This window comes from Fertoeibacter niger (genome assembly GCF_009380135.2).
GTDB lineage: Bacteria > Pseudomonadota > Alphaproteobacteria > Rhodobacterales > Rhodobacteraceae > Fertoeibacter > Fertoeibacter niger.
Genome location: NZ_WHUT02000003.1, coordinates 140,655 through 155,980, shown reverse-complemented (window position 1 = coordinate 155,980; position 15,326 = coordinate 140,655). Strand labels below are relative to the sequence as shown.

Annotated in this window: 14 protein-coding genes; 6 read left to right on the top strand and 8 right to left on the bottom strand. The window is 66.8% G+C overall.

Features of this window, described 5'->3' with window-relative positions; all coding sequences use genetic code 11:
- Positions 1-270 precede the first annotated feature (270 nt).
- Positions 271-3,303 carry a calcium-binding protein gene (locus GEU84_RS06345; protein WP_174539358.1) on the top strand — a complete coding sequence of 1,011 codons (3,033 nt, stop codon included), beginning with the start codon at positions 271-273 and terminating at the stop codon, positions 3,301-3,303.
- A 73-nt stretch (positions 3,304-3,376) separates the two neighbouring features.
- Here GEU84_RS06345 and GEU84_RS06340 read toward each other — a convergent pair whose 3' ends face one another.
- Together GEU84_RS06340 and GEU84_RS06335 are read right to left on the bottom strand one after the other, a co-directional pair.
- A complete protein-coding gene (locus GEU84_RS06340; RefSeq protein ID WP_338144764.1) occupies positions 3,377-4,585 on the bottom strand; it encodes an MFS transporter in 1,209 nt (402 codons plus the stop codon).
- Between the two features lie 359 nt (positions 4,586-4,944).
- A complete protein-coding gene (locus GEU84_RS06335; RefSeq protein ID WP_152824818.1) occupies positions 4,945-5,850 on the bottom strand; it encodes a LysR family transcriptional regulator in 906 nt (301 codons plus the stop codon).
- Positions 5,851-5,941: 91 nt separating this feature from the next.
- On the opposite strand from GEU84_RS06335, the gene metF reads away from it, so the two are divergent.
- From metF to GEU84_RS06310, 5 genes are all read left to right on the top strand, one after another.
- On the top strand, positions 5,942-6,808 hold the full coding sequence (gene metF, locus GEU84_RS06330) for a methylenetetrahydrofolate reductase [NAD(P)H] (protein WP_152824820.1): 867 nt from the start codon (positions 5,942-5,944) through the stop codon (positions 6,806-6,808).
- Positions 6,809-6,909: 101 nt separating this feature from the next.
- The gene (gene aroQ / locus GEU84_RS06325) at positions 6,910-7,356 is read left to right on the top strand and encodes a type II 3-dehydroquinate dehydratase (protein ID WP_152824822.1); all 447 of its coding nucleotides are present in this window, start codon (positions 6,910-6,912) and stop codon (positions 7,354-7,356) included.
- A 9-nt stretch (positions 7,357-7,365) separates the two neighbouring features.
- A complete protein-coding gene (locus tag GEU84_RS06320; RefSeq protein WP_152824824.1) occupies positions 7,366-8,133 on the top strand; it encodes an HpcH/HpaI aldolase family protein in 768 nt (255 codons plus the stop codon).
- Between the two features lie 48 nt (positions 8,134-8,181).
- Positions 8,182-9,405 carry an AMP-binding protein gene (locus GEU84_RS06315; RefSeq protein WP_152824826.1) on the top strand — a complete coding sequence of 408 codons (1,224 nt, stop codon included), beginning with the start codon at positions 8,182-8,184 and terminating at the stop codon, positions 9,403-9,405.
- Entirely contained in the window at positions 9,402-10,496 is a 1,095-nt protein-coding gene (locus tag GEU84_RS06310) for a thiolase family protein (protein WP_174539357.1), read from the top strand. The genes GEU84_RS06315 and GEU84_RS06310 overlap by 4 nt, the downstream gene beginning before the upstream one ends.
- Before the next feature lie 181 nt (positions 10,497-10,677).
- Here the strand turns inward: GEU84_RS06310 and GEU84_RS06305 are convergent, their stop codons facing one another.
- The 6 genes from GEU84_RS06305 to GEU84_RS06280 form a co-directional block, all read right to left on the bottom strand.
- Positions 10,678-11,376 carry a nitroreductase family protein gene (locus GEU84_RS06305; protein ID WP_174539356.1) on the bottom strand — a complete coding sequence of 233 codons (699 nt, stop codon included), beginning with the start codon at positions 11,374-11,376 and terminating at the stop codon, positions 10,678-10,680.
- A gap of 5 nt (positions 11,377-11,381) precedes the next feature.
- Positions 11,382-11,921 (bottom strand): biotin transporter BioY, encoded by a 540-nt coding sequence (locus GEU84_RS06300; protein ID WP_152824830.1) that lies wholly within the window; start codon positions 11,919-11,921, stop codon positions 11,382-11,384.
- 155 nt (positions 11,922-12,076) lie between these two features.
- Positions 12,077-12,673, bottom strand: a complete 597-nt coding sequence (locus tag GEU84_RS06295; RefSeq protein WP_152824832.1) for an energy-coupling factor transporter transmembrane component T family protein — start codon at positions 12,671-12,673, stop codon at positions 12,077-12,079.
- Entirely contained in the window at positions 12,648-13,487 is an 840-nt protein-coding gene (locus tag GEU84_RS06290) for an energy-coupling factor ABC transporter ATP-binding protein (RefSeq protein ID WP_152824834.1), read from the bottom strand. The genes GEU84_RS06295 and GEU84_RS06290 overlap by 26 nt, the downstream gene beginning before the upstream one ends.
- A 64-nt stretch (positions 13,488-13,551) precedes the next feature.
- Entirely contained in the window at positions 13,552-13,806 is a 255-nt protein-coding gene (locus tag GEU84_RS06285; RefSeq protein ID WP_152824836.1) for a glycine zipper 2TM domain-containing protein, read from the bottom strand.
- Positions 13,807-13,933: 127 nt separating this feature from the next.
- Complete coding sequence (locus tag GEU84_RS06280) at positions 13,934-15,211, bottom strand: 4-aminobutyrate--2-oxoglutarate transaminase (protein ID WP_152824838.1); 1,278 nt, start codon at positions 15,209-15,211, stop codon at positions 13,934-13,936.
- Positions 15,212-15,326: the final 115 nt, after the last annotated feature.

Here is a 15,326-nt window from a genome sequence, read left to right as displayed (position 1 = left end):
CATCGGTTCAAGCGCGGTCCTATACGCGGGGGCGGGGCGGATGTGAAGGGGCAGGGGCCATTGCGCCGAAAGGCGGGGCAGGGATAACGCGCCTGTCACGGCGGATCACGGAAAAGAGACCTCGCCCCGCCACAACTTTTGAAACTTCTGCAAATGCCCTTCCGTTGCTTGGGGTGTCGGCTGCGGGCTCACCCGGCCGGAGCAGTCTGTTTGAGCGTGCTGCCGGGCCGCCAGCCGGGTGGGACACATATTTGTTCGGGAGAGAATGAAATGGCACTACTGACTGGCCCCGAGGGCCGCATATCCGATCCTGTCATGGCTGAAGCCGGTCCCGTTGGCGCGGGGGTGGTGACACTGGCAGGCGCGCCTGGCGGTAACGGTCAGGTGCGCCTGACCTTCACCAGCGCAGAAGTCGGCAACGGCAACGAGAATGACAGCAACACGATGGCAGGCCAGGACGGCGGCCTTGCCGTGCGCGCGCAGGGCGAAGATGCGCTTGGCATGCTGACCGGCCCGGTGGAACGCTATGGCGACGAGGGCACCACCTTTGTCGGCGCAACGTCCGACGTGCGGTTCGACGTGCGCGATCTGGTCAGCGGTGTGGCCCGCGGTGACGCGTTCGAAGTGGTCGAACTGGGCACGATGGCTGGCGATGTCTACGACAAGAGCGCGTCCTCGCGCGCCTATTACATCAATGCCGGGATGGGCAATGATACCGTGACCGGCAGCAGCGCCAATGATTTCCTGGTGGGTGGTGCAGGCAATGACCAGATGAGCGGCGGCCTGGGGAACGATTCGTTCATCGGCGGCGGCGGCAATGACACCATTCTGGGCGGCGACGGGCGTGATACGCTGATCTTCAACATTGCGACGGATGGCGCTGACCGGGTGAACCTTGGCGCCGACATGGATACGGTTTCGGTTTCCGGCGCGGGCGTGGCGCAGGTGCGCCTGACCTTCACCAGTTCCGAAGTTGGCAACGACCAGGCCCGCGACTCGGGCACCATGACCAACCAGGATGGCGGCCTTGCCGTGCGTATGCAGGCCGAAGACATGGCGGGCGCGCTGACCGGCCTTGAAACGCGGCTTGATGACGAAGGCATCCGTTTTGTCAGCGCCACTCCGGGCCTGACCTTTGACGTGCGCGATCTGGTCAGCGGCGTAGAGCGCGGTGACGGGTTCGAGATTGTCGAACTTGGCTCGCAGGCGGGCGACCTGCTGTCGCATGGCCCCGAAACCCGGTCCTACTACATCAACGGCGGCATGGGTGATGACACAATCACCGGCAGCAAGGCGGATGACTTCCTTGTCGGCGGTGCGGGCAATGACGTGATCGCCGGGGGCACAGGCAACGACAGCTTCATCGGTGGCAGTGGTGACGACACGATCACCGGCGGCAAGGGCAGCGACACCATGTTCTTCAACGTCGTGACCGACGGTGCCGATCAGGTGAACCTTGGCACCGAAGACGATGTTGTGAACGTGTCGGGTCCGGGCGTTTCGCAGGTGCGCCTGATGTTCACCAGTTCCGAGGTGGGCAACCAGTCGGTGAACGACAGCGGCCTGCTGACCAACCAGGACGGCGGCCTTGCGGTGCGCTTGCAGGCCGAAGACGGCGCAGGGATGTTGACCGGCGCAACCAGCCGCTTCGACGACGAGGGCATCAGCTTTGTCAGCACGACCCCCGGCATGACCTTTGACGTGCGCGATCTTGTCAGCGGTGTTGCGCGCGGTGACGGTTTCGAGGTTGTTCAACTGGGCACGGTGCAGTCAGAGCGCCTGCAGGCAGCCGCGCCCAGCCGGTCCTACTACATCAACGCGGGGCAGGGGAACGACACCGTCACGGGCGGAATGGCGAATGACTTCCTCGTTGGCGGCGCAGGCAATGACCTGCTCTCGGGTGGTCAGGGCAACGACAGCTTCATCGGCGGCGGCGGCAATGACACCATGTTTGGTGGCGCTGGCAACGACCGTGCCATCTTCTCGATTGCGACCGACGGTGCCGATGCGGTGAACCTGAACGAAGGCGATGATGTCTTTGCCGTGGCAGGGGTCGCGGGCACACAGATTCGCCTGACCTTCACCAGCGCCGAAGTCGGCAATGGCAACGCCGTCGACTCGAACACGATGCTGAACCAGGATGGCGCGCTTGCGGTGCGTCTGCAGGGCGAAGATGTGGCCGGGGATCTGACCGGCGGCGTCACGCGGGTTGATGACGAGGGCATCTCCTTTGTCAGCACCACAGCAGGCGTCACCTTCGACGTGCGCGATCTGGTCAGTGGCGTGGGCCGTGGCGATCAGTTCGACGTGGTGCAACTGGGCACCGAGGCCGGTGATTTCATCGACCAGAGCGATGCAGGCGCGATCGACTACTATATCAACGCCGGCATGGGCAATGACACGGTCGAAGGCGGCCGGGGCAATGACTTCCTGGTGGGCGGCGCAGGCGATGACGTGCTGATCGGCGGCCGCGGTCAGGACAGCTTCATCGGCGGCGGCGGTGCCGATACCATCCTGGGCGAGGATGGCGTGGATACGCTGATCTACAACGTCGTTACGGACGGCGCCGATCAGGTCAACCTGGGCGGTGGCAATGACATCGTGAACGTGGGCGGGCCCGGGATCACCCAGGTGCGTCTCAGCTTTACCAGTGCCGAAGTCGGCAACGGCAATGCGCGTGACGGCAATGCCATGTTGAACCAGGATGGCGGGCTGGCCGTGCGCCTGCAAGCCGAAGACGCCATGGGCGCGCTTACGGGCAGCGTTGCGCGTCTTGATGACGAAGGCATGATCTTCTTCAGCACGACCGCCGGGCTGAAATTCGACGTGCGTGATCTTGTCAGCGGCGTGGCACGCGGTGACATGTTCGACGTGGTGCATCTGGGCATTGGAAGCAGTGAAGTCATCAACGTCGCTGCGCAATCCACCGACTACTACGTGAACGCAGGCATGGGCAACGATACGATCATCGGCGGCTCGGGCAATGACTTTCTTGTCGGTGGCGCCGGCAATGACCGGATCAACACCCGCGAGGGCGACGACTCGATCATTGGTGGTTCGGGTGAAGACGTGTTCATCTTCAGCGCCATGCCGGGCAATGACACGCTGTTCGATTTCGTGTCGGGCACCGACAAGATCGACCTGATCGCCTTTGGCATCGAGTTTGATGATCTGACCTTCAGCGCGGCAGGCAGCAACACGGTGATCGGCGTCGATACCGACGGCAACATGATGGATGACTTCACCATCACGCTGCTGAACACGCTGAACGTCGTGGAAAGCGACTTCATCTTCGTCGCCTGATCCGCAACCCGGGCCGATACGGAAAACCCCGCCGGTTCCGCCGGCGGGGTTTTTCTTTGCCGTGCGTGAACGCTCAGCGCGCGGTATAGAACTGGCTTTTGCGCGGCAGGAAGATGGTCAGCACCCCCAGCGCGGGCAGCCAGGCGCAGACCTGAAAGACAAAGCGGATGCCGGTTGCATCCGCCACGATGCCCAGCACCGCCGCCGCCAGCCCCGCCATGCCGAACGCGAGGCCAAAGAAGATGCCCGCCACCATGCCCACCCGGCCGGGCAGCAGTTCCTGCGCAAAGACCACGATGGCCGGAAAGGCCGAGGCCAGCACCAGCCCGATGATCATCGACAGGACCCCGCTCCAGAACAGGTCGGCATAGGGCAGCATCAGGGTAAAGGGCAGCACGCCCAGGATCGAGAACCAGATCACCGTCATCGTGCCGAACCTGTCGCCGATCGGCCCGCCGATCACCGTGCCCACCGCTGCGGCGGCCAGGAACAGGAACAGGAACAGCTGCGACTGCCGGGTGGTCACGTCAAACGTCTCGATCAGGTAAAAGGTGTAATAGCTCGACAGGCTGGCCATGTAGACATTCTTGGAAAAGGTCAGGAAGGTCAGCACCACCAGCGCGATCACGATGGTCCGGCGCGGCAGGGGCAGGGTGCGGCTGACCGGCGCGCGACCTGCGGCGCCCTTCAGCGCGCGGGCATACCACAGCCCCACCCGTTGCAGGATAACCATCCCCACCAATGCGATCAGGCAGAACCACGCCACGGACGGCCGCCCCAGCGGCAGCACGATGAAGGCCGCCAGCAGCGGCCCCGCCGCCGTGCCGAAATTGCCGCCCACCTGAAACACCGATTGCGCCATCCCATAGCGCCCGCCCGAGGCCATCCGCGCCATGCGCGACGATTCCGGGTGAAAGATCGCCGACCCCACCCCGATCAGCCCGGCCCCCGCCAGCAACAGCGGATAGCTGGGCGCAAAGGCCAGCAAAAGCAGCCCGCAAAAGGTGGCGGCCATGCCAATGGGCAGCGACTGCGGCATCGGATGCTTGTCGGTATAGATGCCGATCATCGGTTGCAGCAGCGAGGCCGTGACCTGAAACACCAGCGTCAGCAGCCCGATCTGCCAGTAATCCAGCGCGAAATCATCCTTCAGCATGGGATAGATCGCCGCCAGCAGCGATTGCATCACATCGTTCAGCATGTGGCAGATGCTGACGGCAAAGATGATGGAAAAGGTGGTGGGGTTCACCGCCGGGCGTTGCGGGCTTGTGGCATCGGTCACGGCAGGTCTCCGGCACTGGGTTCCGCCTCAGGGTGTAGGACCGCCCGCCGGGAAGGTCCAGAGCACTGGTCCTGCCACATCACGTTCTGTAACATGTTAATTATCGCCCCCCCCCTCCGCCGCTGCGATCCGGGCCACTGCGGTCCCTGCCTCGCTCCAAGGCATGCTCCGTTGCAGGCCGCATCGCCACCGGCCAATGGCACCGCAGCCCATGGTCTTGCGCTGCATTTTCTGTCTGAAAATATCCCCGCGCGGCGCGCCTCCGCCGTCCGGCCCCTTGCGACCGGTCACTGGTCCCCCCTGCGGCAGCGCCGTTGCGGGGGCCTCGATGGCCGCCGCGACGGCTCCCCCGCGCCAGTTCAGCCGCGTTGCAGCTTCACCGGCTCGCTGCGCCCCAGCCGCAGGAAGTGCGCCATGAAGGGTTTCGTGGCGTCCTCGTCGCGGGTCGCAGCATAGCTGCGTTTGGTGATCACCTGCGGGCCCAGCGGGCGGATGGCGAAATCGGGGTTGGCGCGCACCTGCGCCACCACCCAGTCGGGCAGCACCGCCACGCCCCGGTCGGATGCCACCAGCATAAGGATCACCGCCGTCAGTTCCACCCCCCGCATCCCGCGCGGCTCCACCCGCGCCGGGGCCAGAAGTTCGGTGAACACATCCAGCTTGTCGCGCGCCACGGGGTAGTGGATCAGCGTCTGGTCGCGGAAATCCTCGGCGGTGATCACCTCTTTCTGCGCCAGCGGGTTCGCGGCCGCGCACAAGAACCGGGGGTGATAGTCGAACAGCGGGTGAAACACCGTGCCCTCCATCTTCACCGGGTCAGATGTGATCACCAGATCAATCTCTTCCCGCGCCAGTGCTGGCATCGCGTCAAAGGCAAGGCCCGCGCGGATGTCCACATCCACCTCGGGCCAGGCGCGGCGGAACTGTTCCAGCACCGGCAGCAGCCACTCAAAGCAGGCGTGGCATTCCATTGCGATATGCAGCCGCCCTGTCTTGCCGGATTTCAGCGCGCGGAATTCCTCGTCCAGCGCGTCGATCTCTGGCAGGATCCGCTCGGCCAGCCGCAGCATGCGCAGCCCCGCCGCCGACAGTTTCAGGGGTTTCGAGCGGCGCACGAACAATTCGATCCCGGCCTGATCCTCCAGCCCCTTCACCTGATGGCTCAGCGCGGATTGCGTCATGTTCAGGATGTCGGCGGCACGGGCAAGGCCGCCCGCCTGATGGATGGCGCGGATGGTGCGCAGATGGCGGAACTCCAGATGCATCCTGCGGTTTTCCTCATATAGATCTTGAAGATTATGAATTTGTCTCACATCACAGATTTTGCGACAAGGGGGCATCAGAAGGAGCCTTCCCATGTCCGCACCGCGCATCTCGTTCGAATTCTTCCCGCCGCAGACGCTGGATGCGTCTTTCCGCCTGTGGGAAACGGTGCAGATGCTGGCCCCGCTGAAACCCGCCTTCGCGTCAGTGACCTATGGCGCAGGCGGCACCACCCGGCGGCTGACGCATGAGGCGGTGACGACCATCGGCAGGAATTACGGGCTGAACGTGGCCGCGCACCTGACCTGCGTGGATGCAACGAAATCCGAAACCCTCGCGATTGCCGAGGCTTACGCCGAGGCGGGCGTGACCGAGATTGTCGCCCTGCGCGGCGATGCGCCCAAAGGTGCCAGCCGTTTCGTGCCGCATCCGCTGGGGTTCGCCCATTCGGTCGAGCTGATCGAATCGCTGGCGGCCAGCGGCAAGTTCAAAATCCGCGTGGGTGCCTATCCCGAACCGCACCCCGATGCCGCCGATCCCTTGGCCGATGTGCGCTGGCTGAAACGCAAGATCGACGCCGGGGCCAGCAGCGCCATCACCCAGTTCTTCTTTGATGCCGACACGTTCTTCCGCTTCCGCGATGCCTGCGCGAAAGAGGGCATCTCCGCGCCGATCATCCCCGGCATCCTGCCGGTGCAAAGCTGGGCGGGAACAAAGAAATTCGCCGCCCGCTGCGGCACCTCGGTGCCGGCACGTCTGGACGAGGCTTTTGCCATGGCCGCCCGGGATGGCCGAGAGGAATTGCTGGCGCTGACCCAATGCACCACGCTCTGCACAAGGCTGATCGAGGGCGGGGTGGAGGATCTGCATTTCTACACGCTGAACAAGCCGCATCTGACCTTGCAGGTCTGCCGCGCTTTGGGTCTGGCCCCCGATGTGGCGCTGGAAAAGGTGGCCTGAGCCGGGCCGCCCCCCCCGCTGCCCATCGGGTGCGGTTGGCGTGGCCCCGCTTGCCGGTCCTGCGAAAATCGCTATCGTCGCATTGATCCTACAAAGGACCGATGCAAGTGCCGAAAAAACCCGTCTACATCCTCAACGGCCCCAACCTGAACCTGCTGGGCAAGCGCCAGCCCGAGATCTATGGCCGCGAGACGCTGGCCGATGTGGCCGACCGCTGCGCGGCGCTGGCCGAGGACTTGGGCCTGACCATCCGCTTTCACCAGTCGAACCACGAGGGGGCCATCGTGGACTGGGTGCATGAGGCGCGCGAACAGGGTGCCGCGATCATCATCAACCCCGCCGCCTATACCCATACATCCGTGGCCATCCTTGATGCGCTGCATGCGTTCGAAGGCCCGGTGCTGGAGGTGCATATCTCCAACGTCCACAAGCGCGAAGGCTTTCGCCACCACTCCTATGTCAGCCTGCGCGCTGACGGGGTGATTGCCGGTTTCGGCACCGAGGGCTATCTGCTGGCCCTGCGCCGCGCAAAAACCCTGCTGAACTGAGGAGAGCCGATGGATCTGCCGCCCAACCCGTTCAAACATGCGCTGGCGGCTGGCCGCCAGCAGATCGGCCTGTGGAACTCGCTGCCCGGCCCCTTGGTGGCCGAGGCGCTGGCAGGTTGCGGCTTTGACTGGATCGTCATCGACACTGAACACGCGCTGACCGACGTGCCCGACACGCTGGCGATGATGCAGGCGATGGCCCCCTATCCGGTCAGCGCGGTGGTGCGGCCAGCATCCAATGACCCGGTGCTGATCAAGCGATTGCTGGATCTGGGAGCGCAGACGCTGCTGATCCCCTATGTGCAGAACCCCGATGAGGCGCGGGCGGCGGTGGCGGCCATGCGCTATGCCCCCGGCGGCATCCGGGGCGTGGCGGGCATGACGCGGGCCAGCCGTTTCGGCGCCGTGGCCGATTACGCCCAGCAGGCGGCGCAAGAGCTGTGCCTGATCGTGCAGGTGGAAACCGCCGAGGCGCTGTCCCGGATCGAGGCGATTGCCATGGTCGATGGCGTGGACGCCCTCTTCATCGGCCCCGCCGATCTGGCGGCCAGCATGGGCCATCCGGGCGAGTTAGGGCACCCTGCGGTGGTAGCCGCCATCGAGGATGCCATCCGCCGTATCGTGCGCACCGGCAAGCCTGCGGGCATCCTGACGCTGGACCCCGCCTTTGCCCGTCAGTGCATGGACTGGGGCACGCGCTTTACCGCTGTGGGCATGGATATCGCGCTGATGGTGCGGGCGGCACGGGCGCTGGCGCGGGATTTCCGTGACGCCTGAGGTGCGGGTCCGGCGTTGCAGGCCTGCCGTGCCGCTGTTTTTGCCAGGATGAAAGGGCCGGGGGTGCAGGATCGGTTCTGCTGGCATGCGGCGGCTGTGGTCACGGATGGCGACACGGTGTCGATCGGGCCGGGCATGGCGGCGCTGCCCGTATCTGTGATCGCGGATCGCCCGGCGGGGGCGGCGGTGCAGGCGGTCTTTGCCGCGGCAGCGGCGGGGCTGGCGTTCCGCGTGGGCCTGCCCGATGCGCCGCCGCCCGTGGCTGGCCCGGTGCCGGTGTTCGAGACGCTGACCTCGGGCAGTTCGGGGGCCGCGCGGCGCATAAGGCGGACCCAGGCATCATGGATTGCCAGCTTCGCGGTGAATGCGCGCCTGTTCGGCATCGGGCCGGGCGTGCCGGTGGCCGTGCTGGGGCGGCTGGTGCAGTCGCTGGCACTGTATGCGGCGGTCGAGGCGGTGCATCTGGGCGCGGCTCTGCATCTGCTTGAGGGTCTGCGCCCCGACCGGCAACGCCGCGCGCTGGCAGCGCGGGGGGGTGAAGTGCTGTATGCCACCCCCGCCCAGTTGCGGCTGCTGGTGGCGGCGGGCGGGCCCGCGCTGCCCGCGCTACGCGTGGTGCTGGTGGGCGGGGCCGCGCTGGATGCGCCATTGAGCGCGGCCTTGGCCGATATGTGCCCGGGGGCCGAGATGCGGGAATTCTACGGCGCGGCCGAGGCCAGTTTCATCGCCCTGGCGGATGCCGCCACCGATGGCGGCGCGGTGGGCCAGCCCTATCCGGGAGTGGAGATTGCTTTGCGCGATGCGGCGGGGGCGCCGGTGATCGAAGGAGAGGTGGGGGCCATCTGGGTGCGCTCGCCCTATCTGTTTCAGGATTACGCCGGGGCGGACCGGGGTGGCGCGGTCTGGGACCGGGGCTGGCTCTGGCCCGGTGACTATGGCCGGATGCTGCGCGGGCAGTTGCATCTGGCCGGGCGGGCCGGGCGCATGGTGACAGTGGCCGACCAGAACGTGTTTCCCGAGGAGATCGAGGCATGGATGGCGGGCCTGCCGGGTGTCGTTCAAGTGGCGGTCATCGCGCGGCCCGACGGGTTGCGCGGCCATGTGATCGAGGCGGTGCTGTGCGGCGACCCGGCGGCGGAACCGGCGCTGCTGGCGGCCTGCCGCGCGCGGTTCGGCCCGCTGAAGGCCCCCCGGCGGTTGCATTGGCGGGATAACTGGCCACTGCTGCCCTCGGGCAAGACCGATCTTCGGGCGCTGGAGGCCGGGTTGTGACCGCCGCCTGGCTGGTGGCCGCCCGGCGCACGGCGGTGATGCCGCGCGGCGGGGCCTTTGCCCGGCTGGGGCTGGCCGATCTGGCCACACCGGTGATCGCGGCCTGTCTGGCCGATGCGGGCATCGCCCCGGGCGCGGTGGATGAACTGGTGCTGTCGAATGCGCTGGGGGCCGGGGGCAACCCTGCGCGGCTGGTGGCGCTGGCGGCGGGCCTGCCGGAAACAGTGGCGGGCGTGACGCTGGACCGGCAATGCGCCGGGGGCCTTGATGCGCTGCTGATCGCCCGCGCGCTGATCCTGGCGGGGCAGGCCGATGTGGTGCTGGCAGGCGGGGTGGAAAGCTATTCCCGCCGCCCCCTGCGCCTGCGCACCGACCCGGATGGCGGGCCTGCGCTGGCCTATGACCAGCCGCCCTTCACCCCCTGGCCCGACCGCGATCCGCCGATGGTGATGGCGGCGGAGGCGCTGGCGCAGGCCTTGGGCATCACCCGGGCCAAGCAGGACGACTGGGTAGTGGCAAGCCATGCCAAGGCCATGGCGGCCGGGGCAGGGCCCGAGATTGTGGCCTTGCCGCAGGGGTCAGCCGATGGCTTTGCCCGCGCGCTGACCCCAGCACTGGCCGCACGGGCGCGGGTGCTGGCGGGCAGCATCACGGCGGCCAATGCCGCTGTGGCGGCGGATGGCGCGGCCTTTGGCCTTGTGGTGTCAGACCGTGTGGCGCGAAACCTGCCGCGTGCCCTGCGGCTGGCGGCCGGTGCCACGCTTGGCGGGCGGCCGGAAGAGCCGGGGCTGGCCCCGGTGGCCGCCATCGCGCGCGCCCTGACACAGGCCGGGCTGGCGGCCAGCGATCTGGCCTTGGCCGAGGTGATGGAGGCTTATGCCGTGCAGGCCATCGCCTGTGTGCAAGGCGCGGGGCTGGACCCCGCGCGCGTGAACACGGGCGGCGGGGCGCTGGCGCGCGGCCATCCCGTCGGGGCCTCGGGCGCGGTGCTGGCGGTCAGGCTGTTCCACGACCTGCAGGCGGGTTACGGGCTGGCCACCATCGCGGCGGCAGGCGGCATCGGAACCGCGCTGGTGTTGCAGGCGGAGTGACGCTTTCGCACCCGCCACCCGTGAACAAACCGTCTTTCACCTCTTTCCAGAGAAAGATATCTCATGGGGGGTAATGAGCGCCCGGAAAACCCTCCAGTGGAAGGTTTTCAGCGAAGAACGCATTGCCAGTGGCAAGGCCGGGGTGTGAAACCCCCGCTGTCACGCCGGCTACCGTCTGGCCTCAGCGTTCAAACCCGCGCAGTTCCGCATAATCGGCCAGATCGGCGCGGTTGGTGCGGGTGGCATTGGCCGGGGCTGCGGGGTCTTCATACCCCAGTGCCAGACCGCAGATCACCATCTCCTGCGGCGGCAAGCTCAGGCTCTGCTGCACCACATCGGCATGCTGCGCCAAGGCACCGATGCCGCAACTGGCCAGCCCCGCCGCCGTGGCGGCAAGGTGCAGCGTCTGCATCGCCATGCCCAGGTCAAGAAACGCACCCGGCCCCATGCTGCGCTCCAGCGTCACCACGATCCCCACCGGCGCATCGAAAAACCGGAAGTTGCGGCGGAACTGCGCGCGCCGCCTGGCCAGATCGCGCCGGTCGATCCCCAGTGCTGTGTAAAGCGCATAGCCCGCCGCGCGCTGGCGTGCCTTCAGCGTGGCGGGCATCGGATCGGGGAACCAGGCATATTCGGCCACCGGCGGGCGGCCCGCATCCAGCGCCGTCTCCAGTTCGGCGACCAGCGCGGCCAATGGTGCGCCCGCCAGCGCGATGAACCGCCCCGGTTGCAGGTTGGCACCGGAAGGTGCCGTGCGCGCGGTTTCCAGCAGCGCCTCGACCATGGCGCGCGGCACGGGGTCGGGGCGGAATGCACGCACCGACCGCCGCGAACGGGCCAGAGCGGAAAATTCCGCCCCCGGATCGGCGGGTGTCGCCACCGGCCTCAGGCCCGCGACAGCAGCGCCTCGGGGCGCAGCCGCGCCAGGCCGCGTGTCAGGGCGGCGCAGATCGCCACTTTCAGCAGATCACCAGCCAGAAACGGCAGGGCCAGCAGCGTGGCCTCGGGCAGGGTCTTGCCCAGCACCAGGGCCATGCCGGCGATTCCGCAAAGCGTGACCACAACGATGCCGCCGGCAAAGGCCCCAGCCAAGGCGGCGATGCCGATGGGGGCCGACCATTTTTCCACGATCCAGCCTGCCACAAAGGCGCCCAGAGGAAACCCCACCAGATAGCCTGCCGATGGCCCGACGAACACGCCAAGCCCGCCGCGCCCGCCCGCCAGCAGCGGCAGACCCAGCGCCACCAGCGCCAGAAACAGCAGCACGGCAAGCGCGCCGCGTTTCGCGCCCAGCACCGTGCCGCACAGCATGATGCCCAGCGACTGCGCGGTGATCGGCACGGCCACCAGATCAATCTTCGGCACCAGCCCCAGCACCGCGATCAATGCGGCGAACAAGGCGATATGGGTAAGGTTGCGTTCCATGATCCGGTGTCCCCTTTCGGTCTTTGCGCCTTTTGGCGGATATTTTGCGTCATGGGTCAAGCCTCGACGCCACATTTTCCGGCTAATCTGCAAATTTTATCTACAAATCTTGCAAATACGCTCTGCAAATTGCCTTTGCAAACCGTGCAAACCAGCTACAGGCCACCCCGCGCGCGCAGGGCTTCGGCCACGTGATCGGCCTCGTCCAGTGCCATCAGCGTCACCGGCAGCACGATGCGCCAGCTGGGCCGGCGGGGATTGCGGGCGCGCCAGGCCTCTATCAACTGCCGTGCGCGGTCCAGCAGCACCGGGGTAAAGCGGATGACCAGCGCAATGGCCAGCGCCAGCAGCCGGGGTTGCAGGCCGATGCGGGCAAGGGGGGCGGCCACCCGCTCCAGCACCGCAATCATAGCATCCAGCCGGGTGGTCATCGTCACCAGATTGGCCAAGGCCACCGCGCTGAGCATCTTCAGCCCGATGCCCAGCCCGGCCGCCCAGGCCCCGGTGATGCCATGCCACAACGCCAAGACCAGCAGAAACGGCCAAAGCGGGCGCAGCATGGCCGCCGCATGGCGCGTCAGCCGCCACCCCAGCGCCAGATGCAGCGCCACCACCATGCCTGCCGCCAGCCCGATCAGCCGCAGATCGCCCAGCGGCACCAGAACCAGCGTGGTGCCCGCCAGTGCCGCCAGTTTCAGCCCGGCGGGCAGGCGGTGCAGCGGCGTTTCAAACGGGGTGGTCAGCGTCAGCATCGGCGTCGCCCAGCCGGGCCATCTCGGCCCGGAATTCCGCAGCCACCTCGGCTGCCGGGCCGTCGCGGTGAATGCGCCCGTCAGCCAGCCACAGCACGCGGTCATAACCCTCGACCATCGCGGGGTCGTGGGTGATCGTCACCAGCCGCTGCGGCAGGGTTGACAAGAGCCGCGTCAGCCGGGTTTGCGTGGGCAGGTCCAGCCCCGAAAACGGCTCGTCCAGCAGGATGGTCTGCGGGCTCATGATCAGCACCGACAGCAGGCACAGGAAATGCCGCTGGCCCTGCGACAGGCTGTGAACCGAGGCCGAGGCCCAGTGTTCGCGCCCGTGTTCGGCCAGTGCCAGCAGCGCCAGCGCCCGTGCGGCCGGTGCGCTGTGCCCCTTTTGCCGCAGGCCAAAGGCCAGCTCCTCCTCCACCGTGGGAAAGATGATCTGATGATCGGGGTTCTGGAACAGGATGCCGATGGCGTTCAGCGCCGCCTTGCGGTCGGCTGCGGGATCAATGCCGTTGAGGCGGATACGCCCGGATGTGGGTCCGACCAGCCCGGCCAGCAGCCGCAGCAGCGTGGTCTTGCCCGACCCGTTACGCCCCAGAATGCCAATGCGCTGTTCGGTCAGATGCGCGGTCAGCCCCGACAGGATCGGGTTTCCCGCCACGGCGAAGCTGACATTTTCCAGCACTATGCCGGGAGAGGCGGTTTGCGCGGACAACGGATGGCCTTCGATCTTGGGGCGCTGGATCGCGTTGCGGTCTTGTAGGCGCAGTTGCGCGCCTTGCCAAGCGCGCTGCGGGGGCCGGGGCCGCACCCGCATAAATTGCGCATGAAAATGCCGGGCGCAAGCAAAGGTTGCGCCCGGCACAAGAATGCAGGCCGGTTCAGCAGGCGGCGATGAACCGCTGGCCGCTGGCATTGCGGTAATAGCACTGGCCACTTTGCGGGGCCGGGCCGATCAGGGTGGATGCGGCGACGCCAACAGCGGCACCGACCAGCGCGCCGGTCAGCCGGTCATCGCTGCCCGACACGGCGGCACCAAGGGCCGCGCCACCCAAAGCGCCGGCAGCGGCGTTCTGGTTGGAGGTTTCGCAGGCGGTCAGCGCCAGCAGCGGCAGGATCAGAAGGAACTTTTTCATGGCGGCCTCATGTTGAACGGGGTTCAGTCGGTTGACTACGTTGAACAACGTTCGCGGCACCGGTTTGTTCCCGGCCATTGTGCCAAACGGGCGGTTTCCCGCCCGCAGCCCCGTTCAGCCCCGCTGTTCAGCCCTGCCGGGCTGCTGCCACCGACGCCTCGAGAATCTCCATCGCCTCGGCGAAATGCGCATCGGGAATGGTGATCGGCGCAAGGAAGCGGATGACATTGCCGTAAACGCCGCAGGTCAGCAGGATCAGCCCGCGCTTCAAAGCCTCCATGCGGATGCGGTTGGTCAGACCCGCATCGGGCTCGTGATTGCCGGGGTTGGCGAATTCCACCGCCACCATGAAGCCGGGGCCACGGATGTCGCTGATTTCCGGCGTGACAGAGCGTATCGCCTCCAGCCGCTGCTTCAGCCGCCCGCCCAGTTCGTTGGCACGCGCGCAAAGGTCTTCCTCTTCAATCACGTCCAGCACGGCATTGGCGGCGGCGATGCCCAGCGGGTTGCCGCCATAGGTGCCGCCCAGACCGCCGGGGTGGGCCGCATCCATCAGTTCCGCCCGCCCGGTCACGGCCGCCAGCGGCAACCCGCCCGCCAGCCCCTTGGCCATGGTGGTGATATCGGCGGCCACATCATAGCCATGCATCGCAAACAGCGTGCCGGTGCGGGCAAAGCCAGTCTGCACCTCATCCGCGATCATCACGATGCCATGCTCGTCACACAGCTTGCGGATGGCGCGCACCAGCTCCTTGGGCGCGGGGTAAAAGCCGCCCTCGCCCTGCACGGGTTCAAAGATGATGGCGGCGACGCGGGCCGGGTCGAGATCGGCCTTGAACAGCTTGGTAATGCCCGCCATCGCATCGGCGGTGGATACGCCATGCACATCCTGCGGGAAGGGCACATGCCACACATCGGGCATCATCGCGCCGAAGCCTTTCTTGTAGGGCTCCACCTTGCCGGTCAGGCTCATGCCCATGTAGGTGCGGCCATGGAACGCCCCGCCAAAGGCGATGACGCCGTTGCGCCCCGTGGCGATGCGGGCGATCTTTACCGCATTCTCGCAGGCCTCGGCCCCCGTGGTAACAAACACGGTTTTCTTGGCGAAATCGCCCGGAACGGCGGCGTTCAGCCGCTCGGCAAGACGGATATAGGATTCGTAGGGCAGCACCTGGTGGCAGGTGTGGGTGAAGCGGCCCATCTGCTCGGCCACCGCCGCCATGACGCGCGGATGGCAATGGCCGGTGTTGACCACCGCGATCCCGGCGGCAAAGTCGATATAGCGGTTGCCCTCGATATCCCAGACCTCGGCGTTCAGCGCGCGGTCGGCGTAGATCTGCGTCATCATCCCCACGCCACGCGAAATGGCATCGTCACGGCGTTTGGCAACTTCGGCGTTCAGCATGGCAGGCTCCGTTTGCGGGCCCGGGCGGGCCAGTGTTGCCGTGCATCTGATCCTGTTTTGGCGCGCCGTTCAACCGGGATCGCTGTGGTGGGCCTGCGGCAGCGGCGGGGATGTT